19 protein-coding genes and 1 pseudogene are annotated in these 23,098 nt (G+C 54.1%); 6 read left to right on the forward strand and 14 right to left on the reverse strand.

The features are described 5' to 3' along the window. The 4 genes from APY94_RS06395 to APY94_RS06410 form a co-directional block, all read right to left on the reverse strand. The coding region (locus APY94_RS06395; protein ID WP_157065488.1) for a hypothetical protein at positions 1-925 on the reverse strand (925 nt) is incomplete at its 3' end. After that, on the reverse strand, positions 922-2,646 hold the full coding sequence (locus tag APY94_RS06400) for a PEGA domain-containing protein (protein WP_058938839.1): 1,725 nt from the start codon (positions 2,644-2,646) through the stop codon (positions 922-924). The genes APY94_RS06395 and APY94_RS06400, both read right to left, overlap by 4 nt. Beyond that, positions 2,643-3,665: a hypothetical protein gene (locus tag APY94_RS06405; protein WP_058938840.1), complete on the reverse strand. Its 1,023-nt coding sequence runs from the start codon at positions 3,663-3,665 to the stop codon at positions 2,643-2,645. Before APY94_RS06405 ends, APY94_RS06400 begins: the two co-directional genes overlap by 4 nt. Further along, positions 3,662-4,087 carry a hypothetical protein gene (locus APY94_RS06410; RefSeq protein WP_058938841.1) on the reverse strand — a complete coding sequence of 142 codons (426 nt, stop codon included), beginning with the start codon at positions 4,085-4,087 and terminating at the stop codon, positions 3,662-3,664. The genes APY94_RS06405 and APY94_RS06410 overlap by 4 nt, the downstream gene beginning before the upstream one ends. A 427-nt stretch (positions 4,088-4,514) precedes the next feature. Between APY94_RS06410 and APY94_RS06415 the strand changes: the two genes are divergently transcribed. Then, on the forward strand, positions 4,515-6,122 hold the full coding sequence (locus tag APY94_RS06415) for a B12-binding domain-containing radical SAM protein (RefSeq protein ID WP_058938842.1): 1,608 nt from the start codon (positions 4,515-4,517) through the stop codon (positions 6,120-6,122). On the opposite strand, the gene APY94_RS06420 is transcribed toward APY94_RS06415, so the two are convergent. The 4 genes from APY94_RS06420 to APY94_RS06435 are packed head-to-tail and all read right to left on the reverse strand — an operon-like array spanning position 6,119 to position 9,473. Further along, on the reverse strand, positions 6,119-6,964 hold the full coding sequence (locus APY94_RS06420; protein WP_058938843.1) for a deoxyribonuclease IV: 846 nt from the start codon (positions 6,962-6,964) through the stop codon (positions 6,119-6,121). The genes APY94_RS06415 and APY94_RS06420 overlap by 4 nt on opposite strands. Before the next feature lie 41 nt (positions 6,965-7,005). Beyond that, positions 7,006-8,067 (reverse strand): hypothetical protein, encoded by a 1,062-nt coding sequence (locus APY94_RS06425; protein WP_058938844.1) that lies wholly within the window; start codon positions 8,065-8,067, stop codon positions 7,006-7,008. Continuing rightward, the gene (locus APY94_RS06430; protein ID WP_058938845.1) at positions 8,045-9,178 is read right to left on the reverse strand and encodes a DUF373 family protein; all 1,134 of its coding nucleotides are present in this window, start codon (positions 9,176-9,178) and stop codon (positions 8,045-8,047) included. Before APY94_RS06430 ends, APY94_RS06425 begins: the two co-directional genes overlap by 23 nt. Next, positions 9,171-9,473 (reverse strand): MTH1187 family thiamine-binding protein, encoded by a 303-nt coding sequence (locus APY94_RS06435; RefSeq protein WP_058938846.1) that lies wholly within the window; start codon positions 9,471-9,473, stop codon positions 9,171-9,173. Before APY94_RS06435 ends, APY94_RS06430 begins: the two co-directional genes overlap by 8 nt. Positions 9,474-9,566: 93 nt before the next feature. Between APY94_RS06435 and APY94_RS06440 the strand changes: the two genes are divergently transcribed. Further along, entirely contained in the window at positions 9,567-10,184 is a 618-nt protein-coding gene (locus APY94_RS06440; protein WP_058938847.1) for a TIGR00296 family protein, read from the forward strand. On the opposite strand, the gene APY94_RS06445 is transcribed toward APY94_RS06440, so the two are convergent. After that, positions 10,181-11,536 (reverse strand): RsmB/NOP family class I SAM-dependent RNA methyltransferase, encoded by a 1,356-nt coding sequence (locus APY94_RS06445; RefSeq protein WP_058938848.1) that lies wholly within the window; start codon positions 11,534-11,536, stop codon positions 10,181-10,183. The two genes, APY94_RS06440 and APY94_RS06445, sit on opposite strands and share 4 nt — an antisense overlap. Before the next feature lie 86 nt (positions 11,537-11,622). On the opposite strand from APY94_RS06445, the gene APY94_RS06450 reads away from it, so the two are divergent. Together APY94_RS06450 and APY94_RS06455 are read left to right on the forward strand one after the other, a co-directional pair. Further along, positions 11,623-11,919: a hypothetical protein gene (locus APY94_RS06450; RefSeq protein WP_157065489.1), complete on the forward strand. Its 297-nt coding sequence runs from the start codon at positions 11,623-11,625 to the stop codon at positions 11,917-11,919. 799 nt (positions 11,920-12,718) lie between these two features. Then, a pseudogene (locus APY94_RS06455) lies at positions 12,719-15,047 on the forward strand (DNA polymerase). 117 nt (positions 15,048-15,164) lie between these two features. Here APY94_RS06455 and APY94_RS06460 read toward each other — a convergent pair. The 4 genes from APY94_RS06460 to APY94_RS06475 all read right to left on the reverse strand — a co-directional run bounded on the left by APY94_RS06460 (position 15,165) and on the right by APY94_RS06475 (position 17,817). Continuing rightward, positions 15,165-15,368: a hypothetical protein gene (locus APY94_RS06460; protein ID WP_058938850.1), complete on the reverse strand. Its 204-nt coding sequence runs from the start codon at positions 15,366-15,368 to the stop codon at positions 15,165-15,167. Between the two features lie 222 nt (positions 15,369-15,590). Beyond that, entirely contained in the window at positions 15,591-16,283 is a 693-nt protein-coding gene (locus APY94_RS06465) for an HAD family hydrolase (protein WP_058938851.1), read from the reverse strand. A 40-nt stretch (positions 16,284-16,323) separates the two neighbouring features. Next, positions 16,324-17,355 (reverse strand): DUF3226 domain-containing protein, encoded by a 1,032-nt coding sequence (locus tag APY94_RS06470; RefSeq protein ID WP_058938852.1) that lies wholly within the window; start codon positions 17,353-17,355, stop codon positions 16,324-16,326. Further along, positions 17,356-17,817, reverse strand: a complete 462-nt coding sequence (locus APY94_RS06475) for a DUF2391 family protein (RefSeq protein WP_083500626.1) — start codon at positions 17,815-17,817, stop codon at positions 17,356-17,358. Between the two features lie 134 nt (positions 17,818-17,951). Between APY94_RS06475 and APY94_RS06480 the strand changes: the two genes are divergently transcribed. Together APY94_RS06480 and APY94_RS06485 are read left to right on the forward strand one after the other, a co-directional pair. Further along, the gene (locus APY94_RS06480) at positions 17,952-19,427 is read left to right on the forward strand and encodes an S-layer protein (protein WP_245610429.1); all 1,476 of its coding nucleotides are present in this window, start codon (positions 17,952-17,954) and stop codon (positions 19,425-19,427) included. Between the two features lie 138 nt (positions 19,428-19,565). Continuing rightward, a complete protein-coding gene (locus APY94_RS06485; protein WP_058938855.1) occupies positions 19,566-20,732 on the forward strand; it encodes an MFS transporter in 1,167 nt (388 codons plus the stop codon). A gap of 10 nt (positions 20,733-20,742) precedes the next feature. On the opposite strand, the gene APY94_RS06490 is transcribed toward APY94_RS06485, so the two are convergent. Continuing rightward, on the reverse strand, positions 20,743-22,971 hold the full coding sequence (locus APY94_RS06490; RefSeq protein WP_058938856.1) for a methyl-accepting chemotaxis protein: 2,229 nt from the start codon (positions 22,969-22,971) through the stop codon (positions 20,743-20,745). Positions 22,972-23,098 lie beyond the last annotated feature (127 nt).

Raw genomic sequence — 23,098 nt, forward strand, 5'->3', positions numbered from 1 at the left:
TGGCCCTTGGGGTGGTGTTTACGCTAACCCGGTAGAGCGCGACGCTCTCCTCCCTCACCCTGATGAGCCCCAGGGCGGTCCTGAGGCTGTAGGAGATGCCGTACCTCTTCCCGGGTCTGAGCCTCACCACGGCCGTCACGAGGGTGTGGTTGACGCCGACGCTCAGGTTGTAGGTGTCGACCTTCGGAATATGATTTATCCGGATAACGTCTCCATCAGTAGTCGTTCCGGTGACGTCGTACACATCGTGAGGAACCACCGGCAGGATTAGGGTGAAGGGGGTTACCATCGAGGCGGAGCTGACGTTGTAGAGGTAGCCCTCGACGTATTCTACGTCCGCCGTGACCCTAACCTCCGAGAGGGGCACGATGAAACTCGCGCTCTTCACGGACGTGGAGAAAACGCCGAACGGCCCCACGATGATGTAGCTGGAGGACACCACAGTACCGTTGAGGAAGAGCTTTGCGGCCCTGTCGCCAACGTCCACCAGGGTCATCGGCAGGGGTCTGTTCGTGTAATAAAAGGGGCTCCATCCCCATCCACACCCCCCTGGGAGCCCGAGGCTCAGGGGAGAGCTGTATTTTGGGTAGTTCTTCAACCAGTCGTACGTCACTTTAACGCCGAGGATTGTGAGGTTGCCCTCAACGAGCTCCCCCGGGTTTCCCTTCCTGAACTCCACCTCGACGAGCTTTGAGGCGTTCAGGAAAACCCTGGCCTCGAGCTCTATCTGACTCCCGGCCCTTACCGTGTAGTTGCCTACAGGAAGGACAAGGGTTACCGGGGTAGGGTAGACCCCGATTCCCTGGACGCTGACCTCTTCAATGTCTCCGGTGATGGTCAGCATGCCGTAGGTGGGGGTTTGAGCGCCGGCACTCAGGGGCAGGAGTGCCCCGAGAAGGATGCCGATCAAAAGTAGCCTCTTCACTTTCTCCACCTCCGCCTGAGCAGGATTAGGGTAATCCCAACGACTAAGGCGAGAACGAGGAGCTTGAGCTCCACTCCCTTGTCGGTGTCCAGCGGTGAAGCGCTGGAGGAGGATTGATCACTTGAAGTTGGGGATGTTGGAGTAATCGCAGGCACACTGCTCGTTGTTCTCCCTTGCTTGATTTTTTCGAGGGTCAGCGTTACGCTGACATTCTCCCCGGCTTTCAGGTAAACTCCAGCACTCGCGTTCTCGTAGCCCTCCAGCGACGCGGTGACAACGTAGTGGCCGGGAGTTAGGGTTAGCCTGCAGGGACTGGCGCAGGTCTGATTCGTGACGCTAACCCTTGCCCCAGCCGGCTCTGTGTCAACAACCAGAACTGGGAGGCGCTTTAGGGCCACCTTTATAGTTCTGGACTCGTTTGGGGTGAGGAGTACGCTGAAGTTCTCCGCGACGTAGCCATTGGCCGAGACCAGAACCTGGTGCTCGCCGGGTGAAAGCGTCACGCTCGTGTTCTTGACCTGTTCGCCGTCGATGGCCACGGAGGCATTCTCGGGGGTGACGTTGAGGACGAGAGTCGCGGGGAGGGGCTTAAGCGTGAGGTTAATCCCTTCCCTCTCCGGGACGCTGAAGCTCTCTACGGCACCGCTGTCGTTGAGAAATGCCGTTACAGTGTAGCTCCCGGGGGGCAGGTAGAAGGTGCCTGGGGAAGTGCCCCTGACGAGGACGGTGCCGCTGATGACGAGCGATGCTCCCTCCGGATCCGTTCTAACCGTTATTCGGTGGAGTTCTACTTTCTCCTCGGTAACGCGCACCAGGTCACGGGCGCGCTTGAGACTGTAGCTTATTTTGTACTTCTTCTCAGGTTTGAGCCTTATAGCCGCCGTCACGAGGGTGTGGTTGACGCCGACGCTCAGGTTGTAGGTGTCAATCCTTGGAATGTGCTCTATTCTTATGACGTCCCCGTCCGTACTCGTCCCCGTGACGTTGTACACATCGCGGGGAATCACCGGCAGGATTACGGTAAACGGGGTCGTCATCGAGGCCGCGCTGACGTTGTAGAGGTAGCCCCCGACGTATTCTACGTCCGAGACCACTTCAACGGACGAAAGGGGAGCCAGAAAGCTTGTGTTCTTAAGGGCGATTCCTGATGTTCCAAAGGGGCCTACAATCGTATAAAAGATGTACTCCAGCTTTCCATTTATGTCTTGGATGCCACTCATTAAGTAACATGGTGTTATAGTGTTATTGATCGTGAGCTTTGCAATGGTGTCCCCAACGTCCTCCAGGGTCATCGGCAGGGGTCTGTCCGTGTAATAAAAGGGGCTCCAGCTGCCCCCGCATCCCCGCCCAACGCCGAGGCTTGGCGTGGAGTTGTAAACGGGGTAGTTCTTCCACCGGTCATAAATCACTTTAACGCCGAGGATTGTGAGGTTGCCCTCAACGAGCTCCCCCGGGTTTCCCTTCCTGAACTCCACCTCGACGAGCTTTGAATGGTTCACGAAGACTCTCGCCTCGAGCTCAACGTCTCCTTTCACTCTAACGGTGTAGTTGCCGGCGGGGAGGACTAAGGCAACCGGAGCGGTAAAGGTGCCCACCCCATCAATTGTGACTTTTCCCGCTCCCTTTATGCTCAGGACACCGTATGCGGTGTTGCTGGCATTGACGGCGGGCAGTAGGGAGAGCAGGAGAACCCCAAGCAGGAACAGTCCCTTCAACCTCACCTCTTCCACCTCCTCAAGAGCGATGCAGTTAAAATGATTAGCCCAAAGACGAGGTAGTACTTCAGTGGCGTGTCTGGGGCTTTCCCAGTCCTCTCCTCCGGGAACTTGATGTTGGTATCGTAAAGAACGAACCCGTAGGGCCAGTACTCCCTGGAGAAGTCGATTTTATCGTTCATCTCCGCGGAGCAATAATTGAATGGGGCGACGAACATTATCCCGGCTACGTAGAGTTCAGGATAGGGTGAATCTATATTAATTGCGATTCCTGTGTTCAAATCGTAGAGTGATTCAAAACCGATAGAAGAGCTTAAGTAGCCTTTTTTCTGATAGAGTATCGGCAACCAGTTTGATCTAATCTTCACTAGCGGTGGGTAGAAGGTTCTAACGAAAGTGTGCACGAGTTTGTCCTGGGTGAAAGTTATGTTGTTAACCTTAAGGTCGCCCACTATCGTAAAACCATACCTTCTCAATATTGATGCTTTGTATAGCAGACTCCTCCTCTCGGGGAGGCTATATGGGAGTATAAAGAAGGAAGGCCTTCCTAGTTTGGAGCCGTTGAGGTAGTAGTACCCATCGGTGATGTTCAGAAAAAGCTTTCCTCTGAACGTTAGGGAATCAACCCAGCATCCGGGGCTCGGAGTCGCGTTCTCCAGCGTTAATGTAACCAGAACCACCGCGGAGGAGTTCGTAACGTCCGTGAGGTTAAACGTGATGAAGACAGAACCGTTGTATTGAACGATGTCCCAGATACTGTTGCTATAGTTTTCCAGTTTCTCCCGAAGCCCCCTGCACTCCTCGCCCCCGTTTTTGGCGGCGGTGGAAAGGGAGTTCCAGTTCTCCCGGGGGAGGAGAGCGGGGATGTAGAAGAAGGTATTGAAGTTTCTCCGGGTTTTTTCATTGGGGAACGCCGCGTACGTCACGTACGTCCCGTTCTTGAACCAAGGGGGAGGGGTAAAAGCGCCTGCATAGGAGACAAAAAACAATGAAAGGATGAAGAAGCCCGCGAAAGCTCTCTTCACGGCCTAACCCTCCGCTCATCCGCGGGGCCAGAGGTGGGGATTTCCGCATGTACATAGGTACGATCTCCCGTCTCCGGGTCGATGTAATCAATGTGGGCATACGCCTTTTCCCACTTCTTGACATCCACGAAAGTTTCATTGTTTATTACCTGCACCCCCTGTGCTTCTGCAACAAGGTTAGGTGAGGGTGGGTTGTGGTTCGGATCCGGGATTATGCGAACGAACCTACCGTTGCAAATGAGAACCTTGGCGTGGACGCCGGCCCAGACAAACTTAGAAGTGCCCCAGCTCTTCTCATCCACGTCGTGCTCCCATACCTCATTGCAGGATGCCGCTGTTGGAACCCGGGGTTTCCACGCTGACACCAACCCGAAGAGGAGTCCCCCGAGCAGGAGAACTCCGAGCAATTTCCTCAACCTCATAGGTGCCACCCCTGCCCCAGCAGGCAGTTTTAACTATGAATAAAAGTACATAAGTCTTTTCAGCAAACAAAACAATTTACGTTCAATATGAATGATTAAGAACATTCGTGAATACTGTTGTTCTTCAGATACTAGTATTTAATGGTCACAATGTAACGAGGGATGTTCCGGTAGGGGCCCATATCAGGCCAAAGATTGGTTCTAACGTGGTGCTTTAAATAGATAATGTTACCTTAAGTACGCATACCTGAGGCCATCGCCGTCTCAGGGGCACCTCTGATTTGGGAAGCACGTCCCGGGTTTCCGCTCTGTGTTACTCTATTTTATAGGTATTAATTGGGATATTTTAAATTGACACTATGATATTTCTGGAAAATAGAAATTCTTAAATATGCAATTTTTTCTTCAGATGTATGTGGTGACCGAAATGACCAGGGTTGTTTTCACGTTGGATGAGACCCTGACGAGCACGTACCACGACGTCCCCCTGCTGGACTTCCTCGGCTGTGCGCCCTACGACAAACTCCCCAAGTGGGTCTTCCGGGTAATGGACACCCAGCTCCCGGACGAAGACGGCATCTTAATCCAAGCGCCCTACGGCCTCCGGAAGGTCGAGGCGGCGCTCCTCAGGAATGGCTTTGGGAGGGACGAGGTAGTCGTGGCGCACCCAAGGAAGGTAGAGAGGTTCATAGGTGAGGACACGACGATAGTTTCCCTCTACGAGATGGACCCCCTCGGCCTCGGTCCGGTAAGCATGATGTTCACCAACGGCGGCCAGTGGAGGAACTACACCCGCGTTAAGTTCAGGGAGCTAGTCGAGAGGATAAACGCGGTAAGGGAAAAGAAGAACCTGGACTTCAAGCTCGTTGTCGGCGGCCCTGGAGCGTGGCAGCTCGACCTCAGGAAGGACGAGAGGGAAATGCTGAGGATAGACCATGTCGTCATAGGGGAGGCCGACCATGTTGCTGGAAGGCTCTTCAGGGAGATAGAGGCCGGAAGCGCCGACGAGACGATAGTAATCAGGGGCTGGCCGAGGGTAGAGGAGATACCCACCATCGTGGCCCCATCCTACAAGGGGCTCGTGGAGGTCATGCGGGGCTGTGGGCGGGGCTGCCGCTTCTGCGAGCCCAACCTGAGGGTTGCGCGCTTCATACCCCTCGAGAAAATCGAGAGGGAGATATGGCTCAACGTTAGGGCCGGGATAGACCACGCCTGGCTGCACAGCGAGGACATCTTCCTATACATGGTCGAGGACAGGAGGAACTTCTACCCCAACGTAGATGCCGTGGTTGAGCTCTTTGAGACCGCGAGGAAGTACACAAGAAACGTGAACCCTACCCACGGAACCGTTGCGGCAGCGCTAGCTGCGCCGGATATGATAGAGGCCATCTCGGGCATCGTTGACGCCGGCCCGAACCACTGGGTCGGCATACAGGTCGGCTTCGAAACCGCCGCCCCGGAGCTCATCGGCAGGTACATGAACAACAAGATGAAGCCGTTCTCTCCTGAGGAGTGGCCCTGGGTTCTGCTCAACGGAACCTACGTCTTCAACAGGAACTACTGGTTCCCGGCTTACACAACGATTCTGGGATTGCCAGGCGACACGGACGACTACGAGATAGAAACGGCCCGGCTGATTGTCACGATGGAGAGGAAACTCGAGGAGAATCTCGGCGAAAGGGCCCACTTCACGGTGACCCCGCTCGCCTTCGTGCCCATGGGCCTTCTGAGGGGCGAGGAGTTCTACCGCATCGAGGACATGATAACCTACGGGCAGTTCCTCCACCTCTATTACGCCTGGAAACACCTGGCGAAGGAGGTCATCCGGGGATTACCCAAGCTCCTGCGGGGAAACCCGTTCCTGATTCCCTTTTACCCCCTCGCGCGCTTCGGTGTGAGGGTCGTCCTCAGGCAGATAGAGAAGTGGGGTAAGAGAAAAGGCTATGAGGTCAGGCCCCTCGAACCACTCGATTTGCACATCGAGGTCGAGGAGCACAGATGGTATGGCCAGTCGAGTCTTGTTGAGGCCTATTAGGCCTTTATCTCCTCGTATTTCTTCTTCATCAGGAGGGCATCGCCCTCGATGTTCGGGCTCTCGCTTATGACGACGCCCTTGACCCTGAACTCCTTGAGAACCCTGAGCAGGTCTTCCCAGTTCATGTCGCTCTCCTGGAGGTTCAGGTGGTTCCTCTCGCCCTTCGAGGTGTAGTTTATGCCGCTTATGTGGATGTGCATGTTGTCGAGCGCCTCCCTGCCCAGGCGGTCCTCCATGAAGGCCAGCATCCCGCGCCACTCCTCAGCGGTGTTGAACTTCCCTACGTTTCTCGCGTAGCAGTGGGCGAAGTCTATCGTAGGCAGAACCATTTCGATCTCCTCGCTGAGCTTCACGAGTTCCCTCAGGTTTCCGAACTGGGTTGGCTTTCCGGTCAGCTCAGGTCTTACCCACACTTCGATGCCCCTGTCCTTGAGGTTGCTCACTATGTCCTCAATCTCGCCCTTTATCCTCTCGTAGACCTTCGCGGGGTCCTGCTTGAGGTAGTAGCCCGCGTGGAAAACAACGCTCCAGCCGCCGGCGTCGTGAAGCCGTTCGGCGCTTTGAATTATTCTCTTTTTGCTGGCCTCGACCTTGGCTTTCTCCGCTGCGTTGAGGTTAATGTAGTATGGAGCATGGGCCGTCAGCAGGATATCGTGCTTTTTGGCGACGTATTTTATCTTCTTGGCCAGCTCGGGCTTGATGTTGACCCCTCGGACGAATTCAAGCTCCATCGCATCGAGGCCGAGGTTTCTCACGTGGACTATCCCATCTATAGTTGAGCGCTTTGGGGTTGAGATTGGTATTCCAGCCGTTCCGAAGCGCAGCCTGTCAACTTTAAACATGCTCACCACCCAAAAGAATTAGGGGAGCCTAATTCATAAACCTATCGCTCTATCGATTCGCCCAGGGCTGCTTCGAGCCTGGAAATTGCTTCGTCCAGCTCCCTCTCGAGGTGCTCCAGCTTGCTCCTGAGCTTTTTGAGCTCCGTCGCTCTTTCCTCGATGAGTCTCTGGAGCTCCCACAGCTCCTTTTCCATGCCCTTAGCACCTGTTAGAACTTCGTCGCGCCTCTCTTCAAGCTCTGCCAACTTTTTCCGTTCCTCCTCTATCCTCCGCGCCCTCTCCTCGAGGTTATCGATGAGCCACTCCGCGGTCTTTCGGTACTTCTCCTCCAGGCCGGGGTGTATCTTCTTCACGAGGGATATGAACTCCTCTGGCTTTCTGAGTGCGACGGAGCTGTCCCTGACGAATTCCTGGGCGATGGCCTCGTGCAGGCGCAGCCTCTTAACGGGCTTTTGGAGCTTCGAGGCCTTCGAGCGTACTTCCGTTTCTTCGCTCCGTATCCTGGCCGAGAGGCTCTTTATCTCCGCCTCCAGCTCTTCCAGGCCGTGTAGGCGGCGCGATTCCTCAATCTCCGCCCGCTTCTTCTTAGCCTTCTCCTGGAGCGCGCGGATCTCGTCCGTGAGTTCTTCAATGCTTCTCCGGAGGGTTTTCTCCTCCGATAGAATCTCCCGTATTCTGATGTCCTCCAGCCCCTTCTCCACCAGCTCGTTGTAGTACCTCACGTAGTCCTCGTTCAGCTCCTTCAACAGGCGATTTATTGCGTAAACGTCCTTCTCGAAGAGGATTATGAGGTACCTTCCGTGTCCAACGTGGAGCTTCGCGAGGTCCGGGAGGCGCTTTCCCAGGTCGTCCATGTCGCCGATGCTCTCCAGGGCGTTCCTGAGGGAAGTGACGTAGCTCTTCCGCTCTGCGGTCACGATTTTCCTAATGTTTTCGTCCACGTTCTTCGGAATCTTCTTCCTTTCAAGGGAGTCTATCCTCTTCAGAACCTCCCGCAGCTTTTTCTCCAGGCGTTTGTTGTATTTTTTTCTTATTTTCTCGGCCTCTTTTGCGGCCTTCTTTCTCCTCTTATCGTACTCATCAAGCGCTTGCTCCAGCCTCAACTCTCTCCCATCCCCTAACTTTTCCTCTCATGTAGATTCCAACCAGAACCGCCACCGCGACGTCTGCCAGCGCAAACAGGAGCTTCGTGAAGACCTCTATGTCGGAGAGCGTCAGTATGGCCATCGCGTAGCGGGTGGTGAGGTCTATCGTCACCCACAGGGCCGGCATCATGAGCAGCGTTGATGTGTAGTACCAGATGTGGTGGTCCTTCCTCAGGTAGGACTGTATCACCTTACCAGTTATCATGACCGCTACCCCTATTATCAGGGAGGGGTTGAGTGCGTTGATGTAGATCAGCATCGCGAGGAGCGGCGTTCCTGGATAACTGCCTATCAGCTCCAGGGAGTACTCCTCGAGCCGGAAGTAGGCGTTTATCGCACCTCCTATGATGATCAGCGCTCCGGCTATGACCGAGATGACGAAGACGAACTGCTTGGCTATGGTCTCACGGACGTTGAATCTGAAGCCCTTGGTGAAGAAGTAGCCGCCGATGAAGAGCAGTATCGTGCCGGTTATCGTGGCGGAGATGATCTTAACACTCTCCGGATACCAGACGCCGATGAGGCGCGCTATCCCGTACAGCAGGAGTATCATACCCGGAATCCCAAGGACCACCTTGGCAACCTCGGGGTCGCTCAGTATCTCCTTCAGATACCGGTAGATGATGTAGTATGTCGTCTCTATGCCCTCGCTCTGTTTGACCACGACGCGGTGGGAGCTTATTATCGGTACCTTCGATGTGATTATCGGGAATATCTGCTCGTCCTCGGCGCCGTCGGTGACGGTGATAACCCCATCCGCCGGGAACCTCTCAAGGACGAGCTCCAGTTGCCTGGCGAGCTCCAGGTCGCTCTTGACACCCACCTTCGGATGGCCGGTTATGAGGGCCACCTGAACGTCTTCGAACTCGTCGCTCTCGCGCAGCCCGTCGTAGAGTTTGACCGCGGCGTAAACCACGTTGGCATCGCTGTCCTCCGGGTCGGCCAGGCTGAGCTTTAGGGCGGCGTCGATACAGGCGTCTCGCCCGATGACCGGCCCCTCCACGCCGGCCTTCCCTCCGAAATCGTCGTCGCGGTCTATAGCGAGAATCAGTGCTTTAATATCAACCACCCCTCACCTTCTCCATCACCGATTTTACCTTGTCCTCCATGTGTCTGTCCTTGTCGCGCCGGTCGTCTATCCTCACGGTTGTTGAAACCCTCTCGGCTCCCATTTTGAAGATCAGCTCATGGGCCTCCTCGATTATTGCGAACGCTTCCCGCACCGTTGGAACCTCTATGATCGTCGCCATCGGCGTCAGTTGATATTTAACTCCCTTCCTCTCTAAAAGCTTTACCACTTCTGCGACGTACCTGCTGAGACTCTTCTCACCGAGGGGAACTATGACGAACTCCACTATGACCATATTCGACACCCGACTTAACTTTTTTCGGCAATCTTTTAAATCTTGCGGGAAAGGTAAATAACCCTTCGGCGCATTAATGAGTGGGGTGAGTGGATGTACAAGATAAAGGATGAGTGGGGCGAGTTCCTCGTCAGGCTCGCGAGGAGGGCGATAGAGGAGTACGTTAGAAACGGCAGGACGATAAAGCCTCCAGAGGACACACCTCCGGAGCTGTGGGAGAAGATGGGCGTCTTCGTGACCCTCAACAATCGCCATGCTCCACCTCAGATGGCCCTCCGCGGGTGCATCGGCTTTCCCCTTCCGGTATATCCGCTCGTCGAGGCTACGATAAAGGCGGCCATCTACGCCGCCGTCGACGACCCGCGCTTCCCGCCCGTGCGGGAGAGCGAGCTGAACGACCTGGTTATCGAGGTGAGCGTCCTGACGCCCCCTGAGCCGGTTGAGGGGCCGCCGGAGGAGAGACCGAGGAAGATAAAGGTCGGCCGCGATGGGTTGATAATTGAGAAGGGCATCTATTCCGGCCTGCTTCTCCCACAGGTGCCGATAGAGTGGGGCTGGGACGAGGAGGAGTTTCTGGCCCAGACCTGCTGGAAGGCCGGTCTTCCGCCCGACTGCTGGCTCGATGAGGATACGAAGGTTTACCGGTTCACGGCGGAGATATTTGAAGAAGAAAAACCGGGAGGGCCGGTCAAAAGGAAGCCGCTGGTTTAACCCTTTCTCAATTTTGCAATGAAGAATCCGTTGCAGTCGTGCCTATGCGTCCACGCTCTAAAAACTCTATCGCCGATTTCAAGGAAGCCCCTATCGCCCCAGCTGAAGCCGTAGTCCATCAGTTCAAGCCCGACCCTTTCAACCGCGAAGAGAACGTTCTCCTCGTCCTCGTCTGTTCTAATCGAGCACGTCGAATACGTCATCTCACCGCTGTCGCGCAGGTTCTCGTACGCGTTTCTGAGCATGTTCCTCTGGACGCTTATGATGCGCTTGATCTTGTTCTCATCGAAGCGCCACTTCACCTCCGGGAACTGCCTGTAGGTTCCGGAGCTTGAACACGGCGCATCGAGGAGGATTCTGTCGAACTTCTCCCTATCTCTGAAGCTCTGGCCGTCCGCGTGGACGAGCTTGACGTTCTTGATTCCGAGCAGCTTCATCTTCTCCTTCATGCGCATGAGCCTGTCGTACGAGTAGTCAACCGCGATTATCTCGCCTTTGTTCTCCATCAGCGCCGCCGCGTGGAAAGTTTTGCTCCCCGGGGCTGCCGCCAGGTCAAGAACCCTCTCGCCGGGTTCGGGGGCCAAAACGTGGGCGACGTAGGCAGAAGCCAAATCCTGGATAACGAACTTCCCTTCCTTGTACCAGTCGAGCCTAGTTACCGGAGTTCTGTATTCGAGGACCTTCAGGACGTCCGGAACGGGGGTTAGAGCCGTCCTCACACCGTTCTCCTCGAGGTAGTCCCGCAGCGAGTCCACGTCCGTCTTGAGGGTGTTTGTCCTCACATAATAGCGCTGCGGCCTGTTGTTGCTCAGGAGTAACCTAACCGCCTCATCGTAGCCCAAAAGCTCTACCGCGTACTCGACGTACCATCGGGGGTGGGAGAAGCGGACGGAGAGCCATTCTATTCGGTCCCTCTCCTTGAGTTTCTTCAGAGCCTTCTCGACGTCGAACTTCTCTATCGAGTGCATGAGCGCGTTGACGAACTTGGCGCGGGAAAAATCAAAGCGCTCCTTAACGACCCTGATTATTGAGTCCGTGGCCACTGCCGGCGGGACCTTCCTGAAGTGGATTTCGAAGGTTCCTATCCTCAGAAGGTTGGCCAGGTAGGGGTCCAGGTCTTCCACCCTCGAACCCTTTAGGACGGAGTTGATTATGAAGTCTATCTTCGCCCTCCACTTCTCTATCTCGAAGACGTAGGCATGGGCCAGTCCGCGCGCTTTGTCCCGGTCTCTACCCGACACCCTCTTGAAGACCCTCTCAAGGGCGTGCTTCGATGAGAGTTCACGCTCCTCAACTAAGCTTAACGCGTCCGCCACCACTTCCTGAAAGCTCACGCGGTAAAACAGCTCCATGGACGGGGCTTTGCAGGGGAGTTTAAAAAGGTGGTGGTTTTTAATAGATTGCGGAATATTTATCAACTGGATCTCGTAAATAAGATATGGTTGATCAGACGATGAAGAATAGGGACGTTAACTGGACGGTACGGTTCAGGTCTAACCTGATGAGGGCGGTTCCTTCATCTTTGATTCTCTCGCTTATCTTTGGAACTGTCGGAGACGATGCTAAGGTCGTGGAATTTGCTTTGGGATACGAGTTTCTGTTTGGGATTTTCTGGTTCCTGTATACTGCTTCAACGGTAGACAAGCTAAGTAGAAGAAAGGAGTGCCTCCCCCTTAGAGAGCTTAAGTACAGGGTCGCCTTGATTGATATTATGTGGCTTACTTTTTTCTTTTGAAGGCCTCGTCCTTTAGGGTGGGGATGGAGTAATCAGCAATCCTGCCTTTAATCAGTTAAAACCCTTTTAAACTTTGTAAGGTAGTAAGGCCTCGGAGGGGCCAAAGTTAGAACTCGATGGGATGAGGGGTTTAAGTGTCCCCTTCGGCCTGAAGGGGAGTGGACGCTGTTAAGCGTCCTTCGAAATACTGCCCGTTCGGGCAGGCAAGGACTGAAGATGTGGCCTCTAAACTATAACCCCAAGTCCCTTTTGGGGATAGGGGTAACGGGCACGAGACCGTGCCCTCGGGCTGAACCGAAACCGGCAACGGGAGTAGGAGATGAGTGCCCGTAAACCTCCCTGCCATTAGCGAGGGGGTTAAGCCGAACCCTCGCCCCTCACGGCGGGAAGGAGGTCAGCATTGCCATTGTGGCAAGTCTGATCAACCGGTATTTGAACTGAGAACTATCTGTTGCTCGCCATAGTGGCCGTTGTCTACGCAGTAGGGACATCAAAACTCAAGGCAGATATGAATTACCCATACGAATGGGCTTCCTCTGAGAGAATCAGACGGGCGAAGGAAAAATGTCTGTAAAAAGTAAGAGGATTAAACCTGATCCACGACTTTGCAACGGAATGGCGAGAGAACGGCGACTACCCCAGTGAGGAGCTTTTGAAAGCCAACGTTGAGCTCCAGAGGAGGTGCGGTGACCTTGTTCAAAAGGTTGAGACACCGTGATTGTCCCTTTCCGCTGCCATTCTTTTTTAAGCATGGCGAAGTTTATTAGTCCCCACGTCGAAAATCCCACAGGTGTTGGTTATGATACTCGATACCGATTACATCACCGAAGATGGGAAGCCCGTCATAAGGATATTCAAGAAGGATAACGGCGAGTTCAAGATAGAATATGACAGGAACTTTGAGCCCTACATCTACGCTCTCCTGAGGGACGATTCTGCCATAGAGGACGTCAAGAAGATAACCGCCGAGCGCCACGGCAGGGTCGTTAAGGTGAAGCGCGCCGAGAAGGTTAAGAAGAAGTTCCTCGGCAGGCCGGTGGAGGTCTGGAAGCTCTATTTCACCCGCCCCCAGGACGTCCCGGCTATAAGGGACAGGATACGTGCCCATCCTGCCGTCGTTGACATCTACGAGTACGACATCCCATTTGCCAAGCGCTACCTCATAGACAAGGGCATAATCCCGATGGAAGGCGACGAGGAGCTCAAGATGCTGGCATTTGACATCGAGACGCTCTACCACGAGGGCGAGGAGTTCGCTGAGGGGCCCATTTTGATGATAAGCTACGCCGATGAAAACGAGGCACGCGTTATCACGTGGAAGAAAATTGACCTGCCCTTCGTTGACGTTGTCTCCACCGAGAAGGAGATGATAAAGCGCTTTCTGAAGGTCATCAAAGAAAAAGACCCCGACGTGCTCATAACCTACAACGGCGACAACTTCGACTTCGCCTACCTCAAAAAGCGCTGCGAAAAGTTCGGGATAAAGTTCACCCTTGGCAGGGACGGCTCGGATCCAAAAATCCAGCGCATGGGGGACAGATTTGCGGTCGAGGTGAAGGGGAGGATTCACTTCGACCTCTACCCCGTCATACTGCGCACCGTCAACCTGCCCACATACACGCTTGAAGCTGTCTACGAGGCAATTTTCGGCACCCCTAAGGAGAAGGTCTACCCCGAGGAGATAACCACCGCCTGGGAGACCGGCGAGGGGCTTGAAAGGGTCGCGCGCTATTCCATGGAGGACGCTAAAGTCACCTTCGAGCTTGGAAGGGAGTTCTTCCCGATGGAGGCCCAACTTTCGCGGTTGGTAGGTCAAAGCTTCTGGGACGTCTCCCGTTCAAGCACCGGCAACCTCGTGGAGTGGTTTTTGCTTAGAAAGGCCTACGAGAGGAACGAGCTCGCTCCAAACAAGCCAGATGAGAGGGAGCTAGTGAGGAGAAGGAACAGTTACACCGGCGGCTACGTTAAGGAACCAGAACGGGGATTATGGGACAATATTGTGTACCTGGACTTTCGTAGTCTCTACCCTTCAATCATCATCACCCACAACGTCTCACCAGATACGCTGAACCGCGAGGGCTGTAAGGAGTATGACGAGGCCCCGCAGGTTGGCCACAAGTTTTGTAAGGACTTCCCCGGCTTCATCCCGAGCCTCCTCGGAAACCTGCTCGACGAGAGACAGAAGATAAAGAAGCGCATGAAGGCCACGATAGACCCGCTGGAGAAGAAGCTCCTCGATTACAGGCAGCGGGCCATTAAGATACTGGCCAACTCTTATTATGGGTACTATGCCTACGCCCGCCGCTCGCTGGTACTGCAAGGAGTGCGCCGAGAGCGTTACGGCATGGGGAAGGGAGTATATTGAAATGAGCATACGGGAGATAGAGGAGAAATACGGCTTTAAAGTCCTCTACGCGGACACGGATGGGTTCCATGCGACAATTCCAGGAGCTGACGCCGAAACTGTCAAAAAGAAGGCGATGGAGTTCCTTAAGTACATCAACGCCAAACTCCCCGGTGCGCTTGAGCTCGAGTACGAGGGCTTTTACAAGAGGGGTTTCTTCGTCACCAAGAAAAAGTACGCGGTAATAGACGAAGAGGGCAAGATAACCACGCGCGGACTTGAGATTGTGAGGCGTGACTGGAGCGAGATAGCCAAGGAGACGCAGGCGAGGGTTCTGGAGGCGCTGTTGAAGGACGGTAACGTCGAGGAAGCCGTGAGCATAGTTAAGGAAGTGACGGAAAAGTTGGGCAAGTACGAGGTTCCGCCTGAGAAGCTTGTAATCCATGAGCAGATAACGCGCGAGCTGAAGGACTACAAGGCCACAGGCCCGCACGTGGCGATAGCGAAGCGTCTGGCCGCGAGAGGCGTGAAGATACGGCCGGGAACTGTCATCAGCTACATCGTGCTCAAGGGCTCCGGGAGGATAGGCGACAGGGCGATTCCCTTTGACGAGTTCGACCCCACGAAGCACAGGTACGATGCTGAGTACTACATCGAGAACCAGGTTCTCCCGGCCGTCGAGAGGATTCTGAAGGCCTTCGGCTACCGGGCGGAGGATTTGCGCTACCAGAAGACGAGGCAGGTTGGGCTGGGGGTGTGGTTGCAGCCGAAGGGGAAGAAGTGAAATTCAAGTTTTCAAATGAACCCAGTATTTGTGTTTTCTCTTCCTCATCTTAGGATTTTGATTTTATACAACATTCTTCATCTAATTAAGTATCAACAGTAACGAAGGAGCGAGAATTTACTCTAAGGACTGGATGAACTTTTTGTACTCTTCAATAGCCATGTCCAGCTCTTCCTTTCCAAATATGAGCTTATGAATCCCAATAGCCCAGTTAAGAGCAGCTCTTCTAGCGTTGTCGATTCCTTTGTGTGGATACTTAGTTCTGTATGCAGTGTAATAATTTTTGATTCTAATTTCAGACACTCTCTTCACTTCGTTCATATCAGCACCCATTTTGATACAGGGATTCAAATTATAAATACATTACGTTGTTTTTAACTGTTGTATTATCAAGAGCGACGAGAGGCAGTACTATGCCGCCCGAAATTACGTAAAGGCAAAGCTGATGAGATAGCTCACCACTTCCTCGCCCATTTAAAGATACCCTAACTCGTGAGTAGGCTTTTTCGTGCCTAAACCCCTTCGGGGTGTAGGTTTAACCCATCATCCCACCAGTTTAAGAACCTCCAGAATCCCCTCGACAGAGGGTACCTCAAAGCCCCTCTCGTGGATCTTCCTTGCTTCCTCGGCCTCGGGGTTTATCCAGACCGCCCAGAGACCGGCCTTCAGGGCACCTTCAAAGTCCTCCGCGTAGGTGTCGCCGATGTGTATAGCTTCGCCCGGCTCTATGCCAAAGGCCTCGAGCGGTTTTCTGAACATCTCCGGCATCGGTTTATAAGCCAGAACCTCGTCGGCGAAGAAGGTCTTGTCTATGAAGTTCATAAGCCCGAAGCGCTCCAGCAAGAGCCGGGTGTACGAGCCGGGCCAGAACATCACGTTGCCCGTCACGGTAACCTTCAGGCCCTTTCTCTTGACGCCCTCCAGCGCCTCCTTCGCCCCGGGGAGAACTATCTCGTCCCCAACGTTGAGTGTTGCCCTCGCGGCGGCCCTCTTGACGAGCTCGACCTCTGCTCCCAGGAGCTCCGCCAGCATCTCCTGGCTTTCCTCAAGCGACCTCGACGGATCTCCCGCCGTTTGGGCCCTCATGCGCTTTATCCTCTCGCGGGAGAGCATCATTCCTTCGACGACGTCTATTATGCACGCTCCCATAAGCTTGGAGAGCTCAACGGCCATGGCGTCGAGCATAACCTCTATGTCGAGGAGTGTGTTCCAGACGTCGAATGAAACGAGCTTCATATCCACCACCCGTTCGGATTTGGGGTGTGGCAATAAAAAGTCAACGCTCCCTTTCCCTTCCTGCTAGATATGCGAGGCCCTCTATGAGTCTGGCCTCCTTAAGGACTGCTTTGAGGTTTCTGAACCTTGAGCGCATGACGAACAGCTCGTAGAAGCCCTCCAGGTTGCCCCAGTGGCCGTAGGCTGACAGGGCCAGGTACATCACTTCTTTGGGCTTGAGCTTTCTCCCGAGGCTCTTGTTAAGAGTTTTTAGACCGGGTTTTATATTATCCAGGAGCCCCTCCCTCGCTATGAGGTGGAGCATGAGGTCTTCAACCGTTGGCTTCTTCCACTCTATCGTATCGTCCTCGAAGGGAAGGCCGATTATGAGCGGTATGACCTCGGTTTCTCCGACGCGGTAGCCGAAGGAGGTTTTTTCGTGCCTGAAACCGGAGAGCTTTCCAGCTATCGATGCGAGGGCACTCCGCCGGTCCTCGTCAATGTCTATAGCAGCGCCTATCCTGTCGACGCGGAAGTCGAAGACCTCCATCGCCCTCAGGAAGTTCCCAAGGTTCCTTGTGACTCCGGAGTTCCCCTCGCTCGGGATAACCGCGAGGTAATAGTTATCCTCCCCGCGCTTCAGCAGGTCGAAGTTGTCGCGCTCAAAGACGCGCTCGATGAACCGCAGGCTGTAGGGCGCCTCTCGGCGCTCCTTGAACTCGAAGAGCTTCTTGAAGACCGCCTTGAAGAACTTGGCGTCAGTCTTACCCTCGACGAAGAGGATGCTGGTTTCACTCCTTGCCCCAGAGAAGCCACCGCGAACGTCGAAGTCGAGGTACTTCCTCAGCTCATAGACCTCCTTCATGGTGAGGCTCTTCCCTGTGTCCGAGTAGATAAGGACGTTCTCCTCGCCCCGCCGAAACTTCCAGGCGATTAAATCAATAAGCTCAAGGCTCGCCGTGATGACGGTTTCCTCTCCGGTTAGGGAATCAACGAAGTCGATGAGTTCATCGCGGTTTTTCCTGTACTCTGGGAAGAGTATGGATTTTTCGTCTGCGAAGGCTTCCCACCTTTTTCCTGTTACGAGCCTCATTCACTTCACCATATCAACGGTTATTGCACCTATCACAGCGAAGGTGCTTATAAGTATGGTAGCGTTGAGATACTGCCCGGCTGTAAAGTCCGCCAGGTTGTTTATCCCGTAGAGATATATCAGGCCCGCGGAGATAAGGTACGCTATCCCCGTGACGGTTAGGAGTCTTTTGGGGATGTGAAACAGCTCCTCCCTCTTCAGGTTCCCTATTCTGGATTTGGCGATGAACAGGTAGGCGACGCCGAGCGTCATTAAGAATACCAGAAGGGCGCGTTCAACCGAGATGTCCTTGGCTATCTCCCACAGCTCCGCCGTGAAGAGAAACGGAAGGGCGAAGGTTACGGCACCGATGATCTCCTGGGCAATGTCGTCCCATCCGAGCTGATCTGGAGCTTTTCTCTTCTCGTTCTCTTTTTTCAATTCCTGGATGCTGGAATACAGCTCCTCAAGTTGTCTCTCCATTTTGGTTCGCCTTTCGTTTTCAATCCGACGCTCAGGTTCGGGGTTCATCATCCCGTCAGCATTGGATTCACTCATCATCGCGGAAGTGTTTTTCTCAGGAAATATTATAAACATTGAGCTTTAATCTGAACTTGGTGATAAGAGGTATGAAAAATGTCCTAGTGGTTGTTACGGTCATCATGATTTTGGGATTGGCCATTGCGCCCATCAGCGCAGAGGTCGCATGGATTAACTCAGCCAACACAGTGATAGTCCTTCCAACCACTAAGATAGTTAACGGGACGCCTTTGCACATAGGGGAAGATGCGATAAGCGGGTCGAGATTGGGGGCGTTCCTTGTTCTTCAGGGGATAACCATTGGAAAGTACACCTCAGTCGCTTCTGTGCCGGTTGAATACCACAGCGTCCTTATCCCGGACGAAAACCAGGTTTACCTGTTGAACGAAGAGGATATGCCGGACGTGGGAATCAACGTCAGTGATCAGCCTGTGGGTGATGTGGTGGTTGTTCAGGTGAACTTCTCCCGTGTTGGGTTCAACCTGAGTCGGGGCTCGGTGGAGTTTCTTGATAGGAGTGTTGAGGTGACATTTAACGAGAACACGACCCCCCTCGACGTTGGTGAGGATTACAAGATTGTATCAACCACCGTTGATGGAAAGGACACGATGTTTCTATACTCCCACGAGGCTGCTGATTCAAAACTCACGTCCCTCGGCGACTCGATAACGGTCGGCGGGTGGAAGCTCAAGCCTCTGGATATAAACATCAACGCCTCGAAGATGCTGGTTGAGCTAACGTATCCGAGCGGCATCATCAAGACTAAGGCCATGGCGCGGAGCAGGTATTACATCATGTACCTAACCGCCGATGGTGAGGAGGATTTCGAAGAATACGACAGTTATCCGGTCTCCAGGCTCAACGAACTCTTTGAAGCAGGAGCGGATAAAGTGTTCCTGTTTTCCCCGACTGACTTCTTTATTGGGGTAAGTGGATCCAAGACCGTCATCTATAGCTACGAATACTATGAGAAAGTTGGGCGGTATCAGGATGGGGATATCTACAGTGACCAGTGGGTCTGGGACATAGACCCTGAGCACGGGCTCTACACACTTTACCTCCACGTGGATGGTGAGGGCTTCCCGCGGGTGTTCGTGGCTCCCGGACAGTCCCTCTCGATCCCGACGGGATGGAACTTGAGCATTGTCCCCTTCTTTGCCAAGAACGCCCAGGGGGATATCGTCGGTGTGAGTGGTTACCGTTTCGTGCGTAGGGTCTCCGTGGCCAAACAGGTCTCCATAACCGCCCCCAAGGTTCAGGCGACCGAGGATGTCTACTCCCTCATAATAAACGACACTCAGCTGACCGCCCTCCCAAGCGATAAAAACGTTATCATCGTGGGGGGCTGGGTCAGCAACAGCGCCTGGGCTCTCCTGGAGAGGGTCTATGGGGAGGATGTTGTGGATTCCATAAAGCGGGAGATACTGCGTAACGGCTACGTTGTGAAGGACCTCCCCAACCCGAACAACAGCAGGTACAGGGTCATAATACTGGCCGGCAGGACCCACGTGGAAACTGGTAAGGCGGTTGAGGAGTTCATGGCCAGCCAGTGAACTTTTTCATTCTATATGACTTTTTTGGCTCCTTCGAGAGGAGGAGACCAGCCTTCGATGCCTTGATGTGCATGGTTAACTGCACCCAACCTTTGGTTTGCGACAAGGTTATATACTCAAATCGCGGTCTGAACGTTCATGTCACTGCAGAACTATCGCGGGTTCGGAAGGGACGCATGGCTGCTCGTTGCCTACTCCTTCGCCTCCTCCTTCGGGGGCAACATAGCCTGGTTTATCTTCCCGTTCTACCTCAAATCGCTCGGCTTCGACTACACTAACATAGGCGTGGTCTTCTCGCTCTCAACGCTGGCCCAGGCGGCGGTTCTGTTGTTCTCAGGCCCATTCGGCGCGAGGGTGGGCTACAAGAAAACCGTCCTCCTTGGAGTGAGCATGATGTTCCTCGGGAGGCTCGCCCAGGTTCTCCACCCGACCCTCTGGATGCTCACCCTGGGCGGCGTCCTGATAGGGATAGGCATGGCGTTGGAGTCGCCTTCATTCATGGCACTGCTCAGCGGGGAGGTGGAGGACGGAAAGAGGCACTACCTGTTCAGTCTCTCCTCAGGAATCGGCACGATAGCCTCCGCCCTCGGAATACTCGTCGCGGGCTTTCTCTCGCGCTGGCTGAGCTATGGAGGGGTGTTCTCCCTGGTTCTCGTGGTCATACCTATTCGGTTCGCGATAGTTCTCTTCGTCAGCCCCGTGCTTGAGAGACACTCCCGCGGGCTGAACCTCGACAGGAGCCTTCTCATTAGAATAGGCCGCTTCGCACTTCCGGGGGCACTGATAGGTCTGGGTGCAGGAATAGCGATTCCCTACATGGGGCTCTGGTTCAACCAGCGCTTTGGAACGAGCCTGGAGAGCATCGGCTGGCTCTTCGCCTTCCAGCAGTTCATAATGGGGATCGGGATGTTCCTGCTGCCCATGATAGCCGACAGGTTCGGCAGCGTTAAGACCATCGTCTCCTTCAACGGGACGGCGAGCCTCCTCATAGGGGCCCTTCCGTTCTCGCCGGTGTTCCCAGTGGCAGCGGTCGTATACATCCTCAGGACGATACTGATGAACATAGTCAACCCGATATGGAACTCCTTCATGATGGGGTTCTTCGAGGAAGAGGAGCGCTCCACCGCGATGGCGCTTAACAGCCTGGCCTGGACTGCGACCTTCGGAGTGGGCCAGTACGTGGGCGGCGTTCTCTTCGACATGTCCCTGGTCTGGCCGTTCCTGATAACAGCCTTCCTGTACAGCCTCTCGATGGTGGTATTCTGGGGCTTCTTTGGAAAGAAGGGGGAGGGTGAAAAAGAATAGGTATAGAGATTCAGAGCCTGAACTGTTCAACGTTCTGGCGAAGACGCTTGGCGATTTCCCTGAGTTTCCGGGCCTCGGAGCTGAGCGTCTCAATCTCTGCTCTCTGCTCCTGCATGGCGGAGTTAACCTCCTCCGCGCTGGCGGTGGTCTCCTCAGCACTTGCGGCAAGGTTTTCCAGGGCCTGGAGTGCTTTCTCAACCTCCTCCTGTGTCCTGATGGTCTGCTCCCTTATCTCCTCAACTTTGGTGCCAACGTTCCCTATCATTTCGGCGATGTAGCCGAGATAGCCTAGGCTCTCACTCAGGGTCTCCGTTGAACTGGCCACGTTCTTTACTCCCTTCTGGGTCTCTTCCACGGCTTTCTGAACTTTCTCATCCATCTCATCTATGATGTCCCTTATCGTTTCCGCGGCGCTCTTGCTTTCCTCCGCCAGTCCCCTTATCTCCTGGGCAACGACCGCGAAACCTCTACCTGCTTCCCCCGCCCTTGCCGCTTCGATCGCCGCATTCAGGGCAAGGAGGTTTGTTTGCTCCGCAATGTTGCTTATGGTATGGGTTATCTCGCCTATGCGTTTGCTCATCTCACTGACCGCGTTAACTGCCTCCTCTATGAAGTCCATGGAGCGTTTAATGCTCTCAACGTCCCTAACCGCTTCGTCTCCCTTCTCTCTTCCTTCCTGTGCTATTCTGACGACTTCATCTATAGCCCTCTCGAACTCGTCCATGATGTTGGAGGTTTCTGAGGTGGTGTCCGAGACGAGGCGCATTCCTTCGGTTATCTCGTTTATGTGCTCCTGCTGGCGCTGGGCCTCGATGCTGACCTGTTCTATTGCTTCACTAACTTGGTTGGTCGAGTTTCTGACGTGGGTCGCTATATCCGCCAGTTCCCTGGCCTGCTCGTCCAGGGTTACTCCAATCTCCCTGATGTTTCCGATAAGGGCTTTCATCTTGGCTGAGGTCTTTTGGAGTGCAATTATTATGTTCTGGAGGTCTCCCTGGGCCCTGGCGTCTATGGTGTAGTTCAGCCGGCCCTCGGCCATGGCTTCGAGCTTGTCGATAACCCCGTTGAGGGTGCCTATGACGTCGGCGGATATGGCCTCGAAAGCGGTTATCAGTTTTCCTATCTCATCGTCCCTGTGGGGGTAGTCTATCGAACCAACCACTTCCCTCGCATCCTCAAGCCTGCCCGCCGCTATGAACTCCGCCGCGTTCGTGAGCTGCGATATTGGCTGCAGCGCCCTCTTTAGATATCTGGCACTCAGGAGTACAAGCCCCCCTGCCACCAATATTGTTACCGTCATCCCGTACAGGAGTTCCTTTGATGCGTCCGTCTTCGCCTCGTCCAGCGCGGTTACAAGCCCGCCGATGAGCTCATCCTCCGGCGCTATAGCGGCTATCGTCCAGTCTGTGGTTTTGCTCCTGGCGAATGAGATCACCATCTTTGTCCCATCCAGTTCTATTTCAACAACCCCATCCTCCGAGTTTTCCATTGCCCTCGCTAGTGCCGCGTATCTGCTGTCCTCAAAGACATTCAGCTTTCCAACGACCTCCGGGTCGGGATGGATTATGACGGTTCCATTGGGGCTGATGACGAAGAGGTATCCTGTTTTACCCACCCGAGTGTTCACTATTTCATTCGCCAGGTATGAGAAGTCAACGTCTATTCCAAGAACGCCCTTCACGGTCCCCTTGTACTTCACGGGGGTGACGTAGGTTATCACGGTCTTGTTTGTTATTATGTCCGTGTAAGGCTCCATCCAGAACGCTCCCCGAGATACCGCCCCTTGGTACCAGGAGGATTTTGTGGCGTTGTACCCCTCGGGAAGTTCGGCTCGGGGGATTATTATTACTTTTCCGGTTTCATCGGCGTAGTAGGCGTTTATTATGTCGTCATTTGAGTTTTTTAAGTCCCCGAGTCTGCTGAAAATGCTTGCGCCGAAGATTGGGGTTCGTGAGTAGCCCGGTTCGACTTCGTCCTTCACGTAAAGCGACCCTATCGAGTTTGCGTAGGAGTTCGTGACGACGATCAGCGGCCTAAGCCTTTCATCAATCGTCACAGCGTATTTCTGGCTCTCCAGAAGGGCTATCTGTTTTGCATGTTCTGTCAGAGTAGGGGCCACGTTTTCCTCTATCTTCTGCCCCATGCCGTCTATCGTCCTGAACTGGATTAGTGACGTTATTAGTATGACCATCAGGACCGTCCCGAGGAGTGCGGTGTAAAGCTTCTGGCGGAATTTCAATTCTATTCCCCCCATTGAGACATTTTACTATTTTGGGCCATCTTTTGGTTGCGTTTTATCCCTAATTTCGTGTTCTTTTAAGCGCTTTGTGTAGGGTGGGGGGTAGGTTCTAACTGCGAACCAGCCG

Source organism: Thermococcus celericrescens, assembly GCF_001484195.1.
GTDB lineage: Archaea > Methanobacteriota_B > Thermococci > Thermococcales > Thermococcaceae > Thermococcus > Thermococcus celericrescens.